Consider the following 13,446-nt stretch of genomic DNA (forward strand, 5'->3'; position numbering starts at 1 on the left):
CACGGCCGAACGGGCGTTGGGCGGAGAACTTCACGGGTTTGCGGGTGGCGAGGGTGACGTGAGCATGTTCGGCTAGTTCGGCAGCGATCTGGACGGCGGAGTTTCCAGCGCCCACCACGATGACGCGTTGACCTTGGAACGGTTCGTAGGTCCGGTATTGCGCGGCGTGCAAGACCGTGCCGGGGAAGTCGCCGAGGCCAGGGAGAGCCGGGCGATGCGGGCTGCCGAAGCCGCCGGTGGCGGCGATGACCAACGGCGCGGTGAACGTTGTACCTCCGGCGGTGCTGACGCGATATCCGTTGCTGTGCAGGACTTCGGTGACTCGGTGGCCGGTGCGGATGTCGGCGTCGAGGTGTTCGGCGTAAGAGCGCAGGTAGGCAACGACCTCGTCGCGGTGCGGGTAGCGCTCGGGATCGCCCGGGAACTGCAGACCAGGCAGGGCGCTGTAGCGGGCGGGCGAGAATAGGGTGAGGCTGTTGTAGTAGTGCGGCCAGGAGCCGACGGGGTCGTCGCCGGCCTCGAGCACGAGCGGACGAAGTCCTCGTGTGATGAGGGCGTGGGCGGTGGCGAGGCCGGACTGGCCGGCGCCGATGACGATGGCGTCGTGGTTGTTCATGGGCACCTCGAAGCAGCCGTCGCCGAGCACGGTGACGGTCGGGTGGTGGTCTGGGGTCAGTTGGCGGTGCGGCGTTCGAGGAAGACGGTGTCGCGCCACACGCCGTGGTGTTGTGCGATGCGTTCGCGGACGCCGAGGGTGCGGAAGCCTGCTGAGTGGTGCAGGGCGAGGCTGGCGCGGTTCTCGGGGAAGATCGAGGTCTGCAACGTCCACAGGCCCGCGTCGTCTGCGGCGGTGACCTGCTTGTGTACCAAAGCCTTGCCGACGCCGCGGCCACGGAATTCCGAGCCGACGTAGACGGAGGTCTCGGCGACGCCCGCGTAGCAGTCCCTTGTGGACACGGCGGTGAGGGCGGCCCAGCCCGCTACTTGGCCGTCGATCTCGGCAACCCAGCGGTGGTCGGGGAGCCACTTGGCGTCGAGCGCCCGACGCAGGGGGACTTCGGTTTCGAAGGTGGCGTCGCCGGTGGCGATGCCTTCGCCGTAGATGCGACGGACGGCGTTCCAGTCGGCGGCTTCCAGTGGGCGGATCAGCACGTCAGCGGGGAGGTCGGTCGGGCAGCAGGGGCGGGGCGCGAGCATGCCCATCACGACGTCGGCGGCGTGGGGAAGTCCGGTGCAGCACGACGGGTTCACGCTCACGTGCGTGGCGGTGCCTTCTCTGTGCTGACGTAGGAAGCCGACCTCGACGAGCTTGCGGACGTGGTGGGAGCAGGTGGACTGGCTGATGCCGACGAGTTCGGTCAGCTCGCCGACGGTCATCGAGCGGCCCGCAGTCGCGACGGCATGCAGGAGACGCACGCGGGTCGGTTCGGCCAGGCACGCGAACCAGTCCGCGTAGGTCGCGGCGTCGTCGGCGGGCAGCACGGCCGGCGAGGGCGCTGTCGTCGTCATGGGTTGAAGTATCGACGCAAATCGATGGTTGCGTCAATCGATCCGGGTCGATAGAGTCCGCCGTGTTGTTTTGAAATCCGTCGATTCAAGGGGTGTGTGGTGAGCGAGTTGCCAGTCGTCGTGGTGGGTGCCGGACCTGCGGGTTTGTCCGCGGCGGCCAACTTGGTCGAACGGGGCGAGCAGGTGCTCGTGCTGGAGGCGGGCGATCGTGCCGGTGCAGCGGTGTCGCAGTGGAACTACGTCCGGCTGTTCTCGCAGTGGAGCGAGCTCGTCGACCCGGCGGCCGAGCGCCTGCTGAAGGAGACCGGGTGGGTGCGGCCGGACGGGGACGCTTACCCGAGCGGCGGGGAGTGGGTGGAGAGCTACCTGCGGCCGCTCGCCGAGGTGCTGGGCGGTCGGGTTCGGTTCGGTGCGCGGGTGGTGGGGCTGGCGCGCCGCGGCCGGGACCGGATCGTGGACTCCGGGCGCGAGGACGAGCCGCTCACCGTGCACGTGGAGACCGCGGCGGGGGAGGAGCGGATCACGGCACGCGCGGTGATCGATGCGTCCGGCACCTGGGGCTCGCCGAACCCGCTTGGTGGAGACGGACTTCCGGCCGTGGGTGAGAAGGCGGCGGCTGCTCAGATCACGTACCGCGTACCTGACCTCGTGGCCGAGCGGGCTCGCTACGCGGGCAAGCGGATCGCCGTCGCGGGTAGCGGGCACTCGGCGCTGACGGCCCTGGTTGTGCTGGCGGAACTCGCCGAGGAGGAGCCTGGCACGGAGATCGTCTGGTTGCTGCGCCGCGGGGCCGTGGGCAACGCGTTCGGTGGTGGCGAGGCCGACCAGCTGCCGGCGCGTGGCGCGCTGGGGTTGCGCGCGAAGAAGGCGGCCGAGGCCGGGCACATCACCACCGCGACCGGGTTCCGCACCGCCGCTGTCGAGCGCGCGGACGACGGCAAGCTCACGCTGGAGTCGTTCGACGGGCACAAGGTCGAGGGCATCGACGAGGTCGTCGTCCTGACCGGGTTCCGGCCCGACCTGTCGTGGCTGTCGGAGATCCGTCTCGACCTCGACTCCGTGTTGCAGGCGCCGTCGAAGCTCGCGCCTTTGATCGACCCCAACGTCCACTCGTGCGGCACCGTCTACCCGCACGGCGAGGCCGAACTCCGGCACCCCGAGCCGGGTGTCTACCTCGTGGGCATTAAGAGCTACGGCCGCGCGCCGACGTTCCTGTCGCTGACGGGCTACGAGCAGTCTCGTTCAGTGGTGGCCGCGATCGCGGGTGACCACGAAGCCGCGGGTCGTGTGGAGCTCGTGCTGCCCGAGACCGGGGTGTGCGGTGGTGCGGGCGTGTTCGACGAGCCGGACGCTCAGAAGGGCGACGGTGGGTGCTGCGGTTCGCCGGAGAGCGGTGTGCTGACGGTCGGCCTTGCGCCCAGTGCGCGCTGACACCACAACGGCGGAGCCCAGTACCACTGCTGGGCTCCGCGGTGTGCTGATCGTCCTGTGCACCACCGAGATCATCAGCTGGGGGATCCTGTACTACGCGTTTCCGGTGCTGCTGCCGACAATCGGTGAGCGCACGGGCTGGTCGCACGCCGCGATCACCATCGGGTTTTCCGCGAGCCAGGTCGTCGCGGGGCTCGTCGGGGTTCCGGTGGGCAGGCTGCTCGACCGGCACGGTCCGCGCGCGATCATGACCACCGGCTCGGTCGTCGCCGTCCCGGCGGTCGTGCTGATGGCGACCGCGCAGTCGCTCGCCTGGTTCACGGCGGCGTGGCTGCTGATTGGCGTCGCGATGGCCGGGGTGTTCTACGCTCCCGCGTTCGCCGCGCTCACCCGCTGGTACGGGGCGAGGCGGGTGTCGGCGCTGACCGCGCTCACGTTGGTCGCGGGGCTGGCCAGCACGGTGTTCGCGCCGCTGACCGCCGTGCTGAACACGCACCTGGACTGGCGTGGGACCTACCTCGTGCTCGCGGGAATCCTCGCGGTCACGACGATTCCGCTGCACCTGTTCGGGCTGCGCCTGCCCTGGCCGGAGATCGAGCACGAGGCGGAGCACCACCCGTCGGCGGTCGCGCGGAGCAGGCCGTTCATCGTGCTGACGATCGCGATGAGCCTCGCCGCGTTCAGCGTCTACGCGGTCGTGGTCAACCTCGTGACGCTGCTGACCGAGCGCGGGATGTCGACTTCAGCGGCCGCCGTGGCCCTGGGCCTCGGTGGGGTGGGCCAGGTTCTCGGACGGCTCGGCTACGCGAGGTTGACCGCGAAGACGTCGGTGCGCACGCGCACCGCGCTCGTCCTGCTGGTGAGCGCGGTCGTGACTACGGCGCTCGGGCTCGTTCCCGGTCCGGCGCTGCTGCTCATCGCCGGCTCGGTGCTCGCGGGCGTCACGCGGGGGATCTTCACGCTGGTGCAGGCGACGGCGGTCACCGACAGGTGGGGTGCCGTCCACTACGGACGGTTGAGCGGACTGCTCACCGTGCCGGTGATGCTGACCGCGGCGATCGCGCCGTGGGCGGGCAGCGCCCTGGCCGAATGGTTCGGAGGATATCCGGCGGTGTTCGTCGTGCTCGGCATCGTCGGCGTGGTGGCGGCCGGGTTGTCAACGGCAAGCGTGCCGCGTTAGCTCGTACCCGTGGTCAACACGGGGAACGAGCAGGTGTCGGTCCGGCCCGCTTCGGTGGTGTTCGCGGCGGGCGCGGCCGTCGGACTGCTCGGCGGCATGATCGGCCTGGGCGGCGCCGAGTTCCGCTTGCCGCTGCTGATCGGGGTGTTCGGGTTCGCCGCGCTGTCCGCGGTCATCCTGAACAAGGCGATGAGCCTGGTCGTCGTGCTCACGGCGCTGCCCGCCCGGTTGGCCACCGTGACCGCCGCCGAACTCGGCTCGCACTGGGCGGTCGCGGTCAACCTGCTGGCGGGCAGCCTGATCGGCGCCTGGGCGGGAGCCGCGTGGGCCGTCCGCATGCGCACAGCCACCCTCTACAAGGTGCTTGCCGCGCTCATGGTGCTGATGGCCGTGGCGCTGGTTGGAACCCACTTCACGAGTCTGGGCGCGCTCAACCTGCCTCCTGCGGTCCAGGCGGTCGGCGGCGTCGCCGCAGGGTTCGGCATCGGTGTGGTCGCCGCGATCATGGGCGTGGCCGGCGGCGAGCTGCTGATCCCGACGATCACGCTGCTGTACGGGATCGACATCAAGACCGCCGGCAGTCTGTCGCTGCTGGTGTCCCTGCCTACCATGCTCGTGGCCTTCGCCCGCTACAGCAGGGACAACAGCTTCAGCGTCCTGCGTCAGAACCTGCGCTTCGGCACCGTCATGGTCGCCGGGTCCATCGTCGGCGCCCTGCTCGGCGGACTGCTCCTCGGAGTCGTCCCCGACCTGGTCCTGATCCCCGCCCTCGCGATCATCCTGCTGATCTCAGCGGTGAAGATCGCTCGCCACGACTGAGTCAGTCGAGCAGCTCCGCGACCAGGCCGCGCACGCGGCGGTCGATGTCGTCGCGGATCGGCCGGACCGCGTCGATGCCCTGCCCAGCCGGGTCCTCCAGCTGCCAGTCGAGGTAGCGCTTGCCGGGGAACACCGGGCAGGTGTCGCCGCAGCCCATGGTGATCACCACGTCGGACGCCTCGACGTCCGCGGTCGTGAGCTTCGACGGGATCTCGGCGGTGATGTCCAGGCCCCACTCGGCCAGCGCGGCCGCGGCGGCGGGGTTGACCTTCTCGGCGGGTTCGGAGCCGGCCGAGCGGACAGCGATGCGGCCCAGGCCGTAGTGCTGCAGCAGCGCGGCGGCCATCTGCGAGCGGCCGGCGTTGTGCACGCAGACGAACAGCACTTCGGGGGTCTTGGACACGTCGGTTTCTCCTTGCTTTCCAGCGGGTTTCTCAGTCTTGGAGCAGTTCGGACAGCAGACCACGCACGCGGCGATCGATGTCGTCGCGCACGTCGCGGACGGTTTTCAGCGAAGCACCGGCCGGGTCGGCGACGTCCCAGTCGAGGTAGCGCTTGCCGGGGTAGACCGGGCAGGAGTCGCCGCAGCCCATGGTGACCACCACGTCGGCGGCGCGCACGACCTCGTCGGTCAGCGGCTTCGGGAACGCCTCGGTGAGCTCGATGCCGAGCTCGGCGAGCGCGTCGGTCACGGTCTGGGGGATGGTGCCCGTGGGCTTGCTGCCTGCCGAGCGCACGGAGACCTTGCCGAACGCGTGGTGCTCCAGCAACGCCGCGGCGATCTGGGAGCGGCCGGCGTTGTGCACGCAGATGAACAGCACCTGCGGCACGGTGATGGTCGTCAGGCCGTCGGCGCGGCCCTGGTCGGTCAGCCGCTGGCGGGCGAACCTCGCGGTCAGGACAGGCAGGTAGGTGGTGACGGTGGCGTTGTCGGCGAGCAGGTCGTAGGTCTCGTCCACGACCTTGGAGATGGTCTCGCGCCCGAACACGCCGTGGAACTTGTCCGAGAGTTCGTCGGTGATCCGGAGCAGCTGGGCGCTGAGCTCGTGCTGGGGGAGTCCGCTGGTGCGGGACATCAGATCTCCTTGGACCGAAGTTTGTCGATGCAGATCACACAAGGTGTATCGACTTTTGTCAATCCAAGCGGCTATGGTCTTGCTCATGACGAGCCAGGACCAGACGCTGCTCGACTCGACGACGGCCGCCCGCCTGTTCAAGGCGCTCGGCGACCCGATCCGCGTCGAGCTGGTCGGGCTGGTTCGCCGGACCGAGGGCCAGGAAGCCTGCTTCTGCGACCTCGCCGACCAGTTCGACATGCCGCAGTCGTCCCTGAGCCACCACCTCAAGATCCTCGTGCAGGCTGGAGTCCTCAGCCGCGAACGTCGCGGCACCTGGAGCTGGTACCGCATCGACAACGCCGCCATCGACACCCTCGCGGCCGTGCTCGCGCCGGGAGGGCCGTTGCGCGACGCCAGCGCCTGCTGCGACTGATCTGACCGAACAGCCCTACCCGACCCCCCGTCGGGCGATCACGCCTGCCCACACCCAGGAGAACCCGTTGACCACCAACCAAACCGCGGCACCAGACGTGCTGCACCGACTGTCCTTCCTGGACAGGCTGCTGCCGGTGTGGATCGGCCTCGCCATGGTCGCCGGGCTCGGCCTCGGCCGGTTCGTACCGGGCCTGCAGGGCGTGCTCGAAGCGGTGAAGATCGGCGAGGTGTCCCTCCCGATCGCCCTCGGCCTGCTGCTGATGATGTACCCGGTGCTCGCCAAGGTCCGCTACGACAAGCTCGACACCGTCACCCGCGACCGTCGCACGATGGTGTTGTCGCTGGTCCTGAACTGGCTCCTCGGCCCGGCGCTGATGTTCGCGCTCGCCTGGATCTTCCTCGCCGACCTGCCCGAATACCGCACGGGCCTGATCATCGTCGGCTTGGCCCGCTGCATCGCGATGGTCATCATCTGGAATGACCTGGCATGCGGTGACCGGGAGACCGCCGCAGTGCTTGTGGCGTTGAACTCGGTGTTCCAGGTGATCATGTTCGGGGTGCTCGGCTGGTTCTACCTCGACCTGCTGCCCGGCTGGCTCGGCCTCGACACCGCCTCCGTCGAATTCTCCGCCTGGGAGATCGCAAAGTCCGTGCTGATCTTCCTCGGCATCCCGCTGCTGGCCGGCTACCTCAGCCGCAGGCTGGGGGAGCGCTCGAAGGGCCGGGAGTGGTACGAGTCGAAGTACCTGCCGCGCGTCGGCCCGATCGCGTTGTACGGGCTGCTGTTCACGATCGTCGTCCTGTTCGCGCTGCAGGGCGAGACCATCACGAGCCGCCCGCTGGACGTCGTACGGATCGCGCTGCCGCTGCTGGTGTACTTCGCGATCATGTGGGCTGGTTCGTACGCGCTGGGCAAGGCGTCCGGGCTGTCGTACGAGCGGACCACGACCCTGGCCTTCACCGCGGCTGGCAACAACTTCGAGCTCGCCATTGCCGTCGCGATCGGTGTGTTCGGCGTGACCTCGGGGCAGGCCCTGGCCGGTGTGGTCGGGCCGCTGATCGAGGTGCCGGTGCTCGTCGGGCTCGTCTACGTGAGCCTGTGGTTGCGGCGTCGATGGGCGGCCCGTGCCGAAGTCTGAGGTCCTGGTGATCGGCGGTGGCCAGGCAGGTCTGGCCGCCGCCTTTTACCTGCGCCGCGCTGGTCTGTCCTATGTGGTGCTCGATGCCCAGCCGATGCCCGGCGGTGCGTGGCCGCACGGCTGGAACTCCCTGCGGCTGTTCTCGATCGCCCGCCACAGCTCGTTGCCCGGCTGGCCGATGCCGGCCTTCCCAGACGGCTACCCGACCGCGCAGCATGTGGTCGACTACCTGACCGCCTACGAGAAGCGCTACGACGTGCCGGTGCACCGGCACGTCGTGGTGACCTCGGTGAGTCGTGATGGCGACGAGCTGGTGGTGCGCACCGATTCCGGGGACTGGTCCGCGCGGCACGTGATCAGCGCGACCGGCACCTGGTGGCGGCCCTTCCGGCCGCTGATGGATCTGCCGGGCCGCCAGCTGCACACCGTCGACTACCGCGACCCGCAGGAGTTCGCCGGGCAGAAGGTCGTCGTGGTCGGTGGCGGCAACTCCGGCGCGCAGATCGCCGCCGACCTTCTGCCGCACGCGTCCCTGACGTGGATGACCCGGCGACCGCCGCGGTACATGCCCGACGAGATCGACGGAAAGGCGCTGTTCGACATCGCCAGCCGTCGCGTGGGCGGGGTCGGCGAGCTTGGCGACATCGTGGCGGTGCCGCCGGTACGGGAAGCTCGGTACAGCGGTTTGCTCGTGGCCACACCGATGGATCCTGGTGTGCTTGCCGAGGCCGACGCCGTGATCTGGTCTACCGGGTTCCGGCCCGCACTCGGTCACCTCGCGCCGTTGCAGCTGCGCGACGAACACGGCCGTATCGCGGTGGACGGAACGACCGCGATCGGGGAGCCTCGTCTGCACCTGCTCGGGTACGGCGGTTGGACCGGTGCCGCGTCCGCGACCCTGATCGGCGTCGGGCCTACAGCGAAGGCCACCGTGGCGAAGATCAGCTCAGCTTTGGACGCTCGATCGTGACGCCGAGCAGTTCCTGGGCTTCGTTGATCGAGGCTGACAGCGTCTCGTTGTCGAGCAGGTCGTTGATCGTGAGAGCCACCTGGACCACGCAGACCGCGGCAGCCGCGAGGAAACTGCCGAAGATGCTGATCACGGGGTGATCCGCGAGACCACCGTCTTCTTCGCGGATGTAGGCCTCGGCGCCTTTCGCAGTGGGGTGGACGTGCGTCGACATCAGCCGGTACGGGATGTAGAGACTTCGCGCACCGTAGGCGATGCAGAGCTGCGCGAAGTTGGCGAGAAAGGGCCGCAGCGGGTGCTTGGCGCCCTCGGGGCGCGTCAGTTCTTCTGGGATCGGCCAGCCGGCGGCGACGAGGTCGTCGTACAGCTTGCGTCGCCGCTCCTCGTCGTAGGCGTCGACCGCGGCCATCGCATCCGCGCCTACATCCACGACCCACTGCAACAACAGGCTGTGCTCGACGATCGATCGCAAGCTTGGGGCGCTCTCGTGGCCCAGGCCCGCGCCGTGCGCGAGCAGGACGAGTTTGCAGCTGCGGTTGATCCACGTCCACCAGCCGTAGACGGCCCTGAAGACCTGCTCGTTCTCCGCGGGGATGACCACCTGGCCCGTCTCGATGATGTCGTCGAATGCCTTGACCAGGACTTTGATCGCGTCCTCAGCTGCGTCGCTCACCTCACAGAGTGTCCGCCGAGCCTTGACTCCGCCAAAATACTCAACGAGAATTGACTCAATGAACGTTGAGTGGTCTTCCTCTGTGGTGGAGCGGGCGCGGCTGCACTCGGTGCTCGGCGAACCCGCGCGGCTGGCGATCGTCGACCGGCTGCTCCTCGGTGACGCCTCGCCCAGCGAGGTCGGCCGCGAGCTCGGCCTGCCAAGCAACCTGCTGGCCCACCACCTGAAGCTGCTCGAACAGGCAGGCGTGCTCGAACGGATCCGCTCCGAAGGCGACCAGCGCCGCAACTACCTGCGCCTGCGCACCGATGCGCTGACCGGCCTCGGACCGGCCGGGAGCCGCATCGCCCCGCGAGTGGTGTTCGTCTGCACCTACAACTCGGCGCGCTCCCAGCTCGCCGCCGCGCTGTGGAAGAAGCGCAGCACCGTGCCCACCGCCTCCGCCGGCACCAAGCCCGCGGACGGAGTGCACCCCCTCGCGGTCGCGACCGCCAAGGCCCACGGCATCCCGCTGTCCCGCGCTCGCACCGCCCACGTCGAGGACATCCTGCGGCCGGACGACCTCGTGGTCGCCGTCTGCGACAACGCCCACGAACAACTCGGCGACCTGCAACGCCTGCACTGGTCGGTGCGCGACCCGGCCCGCGCTGGCACCGGGGACGCCTTCGAGCACGCCTACCTCGACCTCGCCGACCGGGTCGACCGGCTGGCCCCCGTCGTTCACCAGTCTGGAGAACAGCGATGACCCTCAGCATCGACCAGCAACTCGCCCTCAAGACCGCCGCCAGCCGACTGCGGCAGCAGTTCGACGGCAACTTCAGCACCGAGACCATCGAACGGTTCCTGCACACCAGCTACGACCAGTTCGCCTCGAACAGCACCGTTGCGAACTTCCTGCCGCTGCTGGCCGAACGGTTCGCTCGCCAGCGCCTGCACGCCCTCGCCAAGGTCGAGGGCCACGTGACGGACAACAAGCCCATCGTCCTGTTCCTCTGCGTGCACAACGCCGGTCGCAGCCAGATGGCTCTCGGCTTCTTCGAGGACCTCGCCGAGGACCGCGCGGTGGCCTGGTCCGGCGGCTCCGAGCCCGGCAATCAGGTCAACCCTGCCGCCGTCGAGGCCATGATGGAACGCGGTATCAACATCTCCCGCGAGTTCCCGAAGCCCTGGACCGACGAGATCGTCCGCGCCGCCGACGTGATCGTCACAATGGGTTGCGGCGACGCCTGCCCCGTCTTCCCCGGCAAGCGCTACCTCGACTGGACCCTCGACGACCCTGCGGGTAAGGACGTCGCCGATGTCCGCCCCGTGCGCGACGAGATCGAACGCAAGGTCCGCGGGCTGCTCGCGGAGTTGGGCGTCGAAGCTCGCGCCTGAACGACGAACGGGACCGTCCGAGTCGGACGGTCCCGTTCGTCGTTGCTCACTACGCCGAGGCGCGGTCTGCGCTCACGCTCGCCAGGAGCGCGGCCATCCGATCAGCGGTCTCCGGCCGCGCCCGGTAGTAGACCCACGTCCCGCGTCGTTCGGAGTCGACCAGACCGGCCTGCCTCAACAGCTTGAGGTGATGTGAGATCGTCGGCTGAGAGAGGTCGAACGCTGGCGTCAGATCGCAGACGCACACCTCGCCCGACGGCTTCGACGCGATCATCGAGAACAAGCGCAGGCGCACCGGATCACCGAGCGCCTTGAACACCGTCGCCATCTCCTCGGCCCGCTCCTTCGCGAGCGGTTCCTCTGACAGCGGCTCGCAGCAGCCCTGACCTTGGTTCGACATACTTCAATATTGACGCGACTTCGCCTCCGGTGCAAACATGACATAGACAAACGTCTATACAACCTGGAGGGGTGCCGCTCATGAGCGAGCAGACCGAGCTGCGTGAGACCGTTCGTGCCCGCTACGCCGCCGCCGCGATCGCCGTCACGGTTGGCGGCGGGGGTTGCTGCGGCGGTCAGGCCGTCGAGGTCGACGAGACCTTCGGCGCGACGCTCTACCAAGCGGCTCAGCGCGACGAGCTCCCCGCCGAAGCGGTCGCCGCCTCACTCGGCTGCGGCAACCCCACCGCAGTCGCCGAACTCCGCGAAGGCGAGCGGGTGCTCGACCTCGGCTCCGGCGGCGGCATCGACGTCCTGCTCTCCGCCCGCCGCGTCGGCCCCACCGGCAAGGCCTACGGCCTCGACATGACCGACGAGATGCTCGAGCTGGCGATCTCCAACGCGGCCAAGGCCGGCGCCACCAACGTCGAGTTCCTCAAGGGCAACATCGAGTCGATCCCGTTGCCCGGCAACACCATCGACGTCGTCATCTCCAACTGCGTCATCAACCTCTCCGTCGACAAGCCCGCCGTCTTCGCCGAGACCTTCCGCGTCCTGCGTCCCGGTGGTCGCCTCGGTATCTCCGACGTAGTCGCCGACGACCACCTCACCCCGGCGGAGCGCGCCGAACGCGGCTCCTACGTCAGCTGCATCGCCGGTGCGCTCACCTTCGCCGAGTACCGCGAAGGACTCAAGGCCGCGGGGTTTGCCGACATCGAGATCACGCCGACCTTCGAGGTGGCCGACGGCATGCACGGGGCGATCGTTCGCGCGGTGAAGCCGCATTGCGCCGAGGCTGTCGGCGCAAGTGCTCCAGTAGACGCCCAAGCCGCCTGCTGTGGTGTCAGCGCGTGCTGTACTTCCGACGAACGTACTGTCGATCCGAACCTGACAACCTCTGAGGCCAAGGCGGCTTCCGGGTGTAATTGTCAGCAGTGATCACTGCATGAATCCAAGGTGGAGTAAGGCGTCGCGGGACACTTGATCTTAGGGCTGCCACTCGCTGCCCGAAATTGTCGGACCTGCCGGTTAGCATCGAGGCCTTCGTGAGTCACGCGCCGAGCAGAAGGGGCTTCGATGCACATCTCGGCCGTCTACATCCGCTTCTTCCGCTCGTTCAACTACGACTACCTGCGCAAGACTAAGCAGGGCTTCACTCCCGCACCATGGGACATCCTCGATGGAGACTTGAAGTACCCGTTCGTCAAAGTCCCTCTTGAAAGAGGCGTGACCACAGTGGTGGGTGCCAACGAGTCCGGCAAGAGTCAGCTGCTGTCCGCCATCAAGTGTGCTCTCACGGGCGAGGGCATCGAGCTGGGGGACTTCTGTCGGTACTCGTAGTTCTTCGCTGTCGATGACACGATGGCGGTGCCGGACTTCGGGCTCGAGTTGGCAGGCCTCACGGCGGAGGATCGGACCGCAATCGGTAAGAGCCTCAAGTCGAAGGTCCAGTTGAAAGAGCAGGTCTGCCTGTTTCGCATCAACGGTGAGCCTGTTGTGTACGTGCCAGACGGCGACGAGTGGCAGCCCGTCCAGGTGAAAGACATCAAGGCACTGGAAGCGGTGCTTCCGCGGGTGTTTGAGATCAACTCGGACGTCGCGCTGCCTGACAGCGTTCCAATCCACTACCTCGTGCACGGAGAGGAAACTTTCCAGTCCACTCCGCGTCCGTTGCGGCAACGGTTCCTTCGCGAAATCACCGGGAAAGCGTTCGAGTGGTTCGGGCAGGCCCTTCCCGCGGCCGAGTCGCACCCGGCGTCAAGTGCGTTCAACGCTGCCAACACGTTCCCCAAAGGCCACCTCGATCAGCTGAAGCTTGCCGAGAAGCTGTTGTTCAAGGTGGCGGGCATCAGCAAGAAGGCGTTCGCCGAGCTGCTCCGCGCAGTGGATGCTGACAACGACGGATACGCCAACGGTGTCGTCGCCCAGATGAACAAGAGCTTGGCCAAGAACCTGAACTTCCCGAAGTGGTGGTCACAGGACCTGCACTTCGAGCTTCTCCTCACCCTGAGGGACCAAGACCTCGTCTTCACGATCCGGGACCGGACGGGTACCGAGTACTCGGCCGGGGAACGCAGCATGGGGCTGCGCTACTTCCTGAGCTACTTCATCCAGTACCTCTCCCACGACAAGCCGGAGTCGGGCGGCCGGGAGATCCTGCTCATGGACGAGCCCGACGCGTACCTGTCCAGTGCGGGGCAGCAGGACCTCCTGAAGATCTTCGAGGACATCGCAGAGCCCGAGAACCCCGAACGAACCCCTTGTCAAGTCGTGTACGTGACGCACTCTCCCTTCCTCATCGACAAGAACCACGGGGAGCGCATCCGTGTCTTGGAGAAGGGGGTAGGGGACGAGGGGACTCGTGTGGTCCGCAATGCGGCGCAGAACCACTACGAACCTCTGCGATCTGCGTTCGG

17 protein-coding genes are annotated in these 13,446 nt (G+C 68.0%); 11 read left to right on the forward strand and 6 right to left on the reverse strand.

Features of this window, described 5'->3' with window-relative positions:
* Both VF330_RS36645 and VF330_RS36650 read right to left on the reverse strand, forming a co-directional pair.
* The coding region (locus VF330_RS36645; RefSeq protein WP_330856331.1) for a flavin-containing monooxygenase at positions 1–616 on the reverse strand (616 nt) is incomplete at its 3' end.
* Between the two features lie 56 nt (positions 617–672).
* On the reverse strand, positions 673–1,509 hold the full coding sequence (locus VF330_RS36650) for a metalloregulator ArsR/SmtB family transcription factor (protein ID WP_330856332.1): 837 nt from the start codon (positions 1,507–1,509) through the stop codon (positions 673–675).
* A 99-nt stretch (positions 1,510–1,608) separates the two neighbouring features.
* Between VF330_RS36650 and VF330_RS36655 the strand changes: the two genes are divergently transcribed.
* Genes VF330_RS36655 through VF330_RS36665 form a run of 3 tightly spaced genes read left to right on the forward strand, consistent with a single transcriptional unit; the run spans position 1,609 to position 4,939 of the window.
* Positions 1,609–2,940, forward strand: a complete 1,332-nt coding sequence (locus VF330_RS36655; RefSeq protein WP_330856333.1) for an FAD-dependent oxidoreductase — start codon at positions 1,609–1,611, stop codon at positions 2,938–2,940.
* A gap of 43 nt (positions 2,941–2,983) precedes the next feature.
* Positions 2,984–4,120, forward strand: a complete 1,137-nt coding sequence (locus VF330_RS36660) for an MFS transporter (RefSeq protein WP_330856334.1) — start codon at positions 2,984–2,986, stop codon at positions 4,118–4,120.
* Positions 4,121–4,129: 9 nt separating this feature from the next.
* On the forward strand, positions 4,130–4,939 hold the full coding sequence (locus VF330_RS36665) for a sulfite exporter TauE/SafE family protein (RefSeq protein ID WP_330856335.1): 810 nt from the start codon (positions 4,130–4,132) through the stop codon (positions 4,937–4,939).
* A gap of 1 nt (position 4,940) precedes the next feature.
* Here VF330_RS36665 and VF330_RS36670 read toward each other — a convergent pair whose 3' ends face one another.
* Positions 4,941–5,342, reverse strand: coding sequence for an arsenate reductase ArsC (locus VF330_RS36670; protein WP_330856336.1), 402 nt, complete (start codon positions 5,340–5,342; stop codon positions 4,941–4,943).
* Between the two features lie 31 nt (positions 5,343–5,373).
* Positions 5,374–6,015 carry a three-helix bundle dimerization domain-containing protein gene (locus tag VF330_RS36675; protein ID WP_330856337.1) on the reverse strand — a complete coding sequence of 214 codons (642 nt, stop codon included), beginning with the start codon at positions 6,013–6,015 and terminating at the stop codon, positions 5,374–5,376.
* A gap of 85 nt (positions 6,016–6,100) precedes the next feature.
* Between VF330_RS36675 and VF330_RS36680 the strand changes: the two genes are divergently transcribed.
* The 3 genes from VF330_RS36680 to VF330_RS36690 all read left to right on the forward strand — a co-directional run bounded on the left by VF330_RS36680 (position 6,101) and on the right by VF330_RS36690 (position 8,541).
* Positions 6,101–6,430, forward strand: a complete 330-nt coding sequence (locus VF330_RS36680) for an ArsR/SmtB family transcription factor (RefSeq protein ID WP_245786635.1) — start codon at positions 6,101–6,103, stop codon at positions 6,428–6,430.
* 67 nt (positions 6,431–6,497) lie between these two features.
* Positions 6,498–7,571 (forward strand): ACR3 family arsenite efflux transporter, encoded by a 1,074-nt coding sequence (arsB, locus tag VF330_RS36685; protein WP_330856338.1) that lies wholly within the window; start codon positions 6,498–6,500, stop codon positions 7,569–7,571.
* A complete protein-coding gene (locus tag VF330_RS36690) occupies positions 7,558–8,541 on the forward strand; it encodes an ArsO family NAD(P)H-dependent flavin-containing monooxygenase (RefSeq protein WP_330856339.1) in 984 nt (327 codons plus the stop codon). Before arsB ends, VF330_RS36690 begins: the two co-directional genes overlap by 14 nt.
* Here the strand turns inward: VF330_RS36690 and VF330_RS36695 are convergent.
* On the reverse strand, positions 8,513–9,214 hold the full coding sequence (locus VF330_RS36695) for a DUF5677 domain-containing protein (RefSeq protein ID WP_330856340.1): 702 nt from the start codon (positions 9,212–9,214) through the stop codon (positions 8,513–8,515). The genes VF330_RS36690 and VF330_RS36695 overlap by 29 nt on opposite strands.
* Before the next feature lie 58 nt (positions 9,215–9,272).
* Between VF330_RS36695 and VF330_RS36700 the strand changes: the two genes are divergently transcribed.
* Both VF330_RS36700 and VF330_RS36705 read left to right on the forward strand, forming a co-directional pair.
* On the forward strand, positions 9,273–9,959 hold the full coding sequence (locus VF330_RS36700; protein ID WP_330856341.1) for a helix-turn-helix domain-containing protein: 687 nt from the start codon (positions 9,273–9,275) through the stop codon (positions 9,957–9,959).
* Entirely contained in the window at positions 9,956–10,591 is a 636-nt protein-coding gene (locus VF330_RS36705) for an arsenate reductase ArsC (protein ID WP_330856342.1), read from the forward strand. The genes VF330_RS36700 and VF330_RS36705 overlap by 4 nt, the downstream gene beginning before the upstream one ends.
* A gap of 49 nt (positions 10,592–10,640) precedes the next feature.
* Here the strand turns inward: VF330_RS36705 and VF330_RS36710 are convergent, their stop codons facing one another.
* The gene (locus VF330_RS36710; protein ID WP_330856343.1) at positions 10,641–10,991 is read right to left on the reverse strand and encodes a metalloregulator ArsR/SmtB family transcription factor; all 351 of its coding nucleotides are present in this window, start codon (positions 10,989–10,991) and stop codon (positions 10,641–10,643) included.
* A gap of 80 nt (positions 10,992–11,071) precedes the next feature.
* On the opposite strand from VF330_RS36710, the gene arsM reads away from it, so the two are divergent.
* The 3 genes from arsM to VF330_RS36725 all read left to right on the forward strand — a co-directional run.
* Positions 11,072–11,968 (forward strand): arsenite methyltransferase, encoded by an 897-nt coding sequence (arsM, locus tag VF330_RS36715; protein ID WP_330856344.1) that lies wholly within the window; start codon positions 11,072–11,074, stop codon positions 11,966–11,968.
* Positions 11,969–12,106: 138 nt separating this feature from the next.
* Entirely contained in the window at positions 12,107–12,370 is a 264-nt protein-coding gene (locus tag VF330_RS36720) for an AAA family ATPase (RefSeq protein WP_330856345.1), read from the forward strand.
* A gap of 21 nt (positions 12,371–12,391) precedes the next feature.
* Positions 12,392–13,446, forward strand: a 1,055-nt coding sequence (locus tag VF330_RS36725; protein ID WP_330856346.1) for an ATP-dependent nuclease, incomplete at its 3' end; no start/stop codon positions are given.

The organism is Lentzea sp. (genome assembly GCF_036380075.1).
GTDB lineage: Bacteria > Actinomycetota > Actinomycetes > Mycobacteriales > Pseudonocardiaceae > Lentzea.

Bases quoted from the DNA above. Each gene is read 5' to 3' on its own strand.
- VF330_RS36650 (WP_330856332.1), bottom strand. From the start codon at position 1,509: ATGACGACGACAGCGCCCTCGCCGGCCGTGCTGCCCGCCGACGACGCC.
- VF330_RS36675 (WP_330856337.1), bottom strand. From the start codon at position 6,015: ATGTCCCGCACCAGCGGACTCCCCCAGCACGAGCTCAGCGCCCAGCTG.
- VF330_RS36680 (WP_245786635.1), top strand. From the start codon at position 6,101: ATGACGAGCCAGGACCAGACGCTGCTCGACTCGACGACGGCCGCCCGC.
- VF330_RS36700 (WP_330856341.1), top strand. From the start codon at position 9,273: ATGAACGTTGAGTGGTCTTCCTCTGTGGTGGAGCGGGCGCGGCTGCAC.
- VF330_RS36705 (WP_330856342.1), top strand. From the start codon at position 9,956: ATGACCCTCAGCATCGACCAGCAACTCGCCCTCAAGACCGCCGCCAGC.
- VF330_RS36710 (WP_330856343.1), bottom strand. From the start codon at position 10,991: ATGTCGAACCAAGGTCAGGGCTGCTGCGAGCCGCTGTCAGAGGAACCG.
- arsM (WP_330856344.1), top strand. From the start codon at position 11,072: ATGAGCGAGCAGACCGAGCTGCGTGAGACCGTTCGTGCCCGCTACGCC.
- VF330_RS36720 (WP_330856345.1), top strand. From the start codon at position 12,107: ATGCACATCTCGGCCGTCTACATCCGCTTCTTCCGCTCGTTCAACTAC.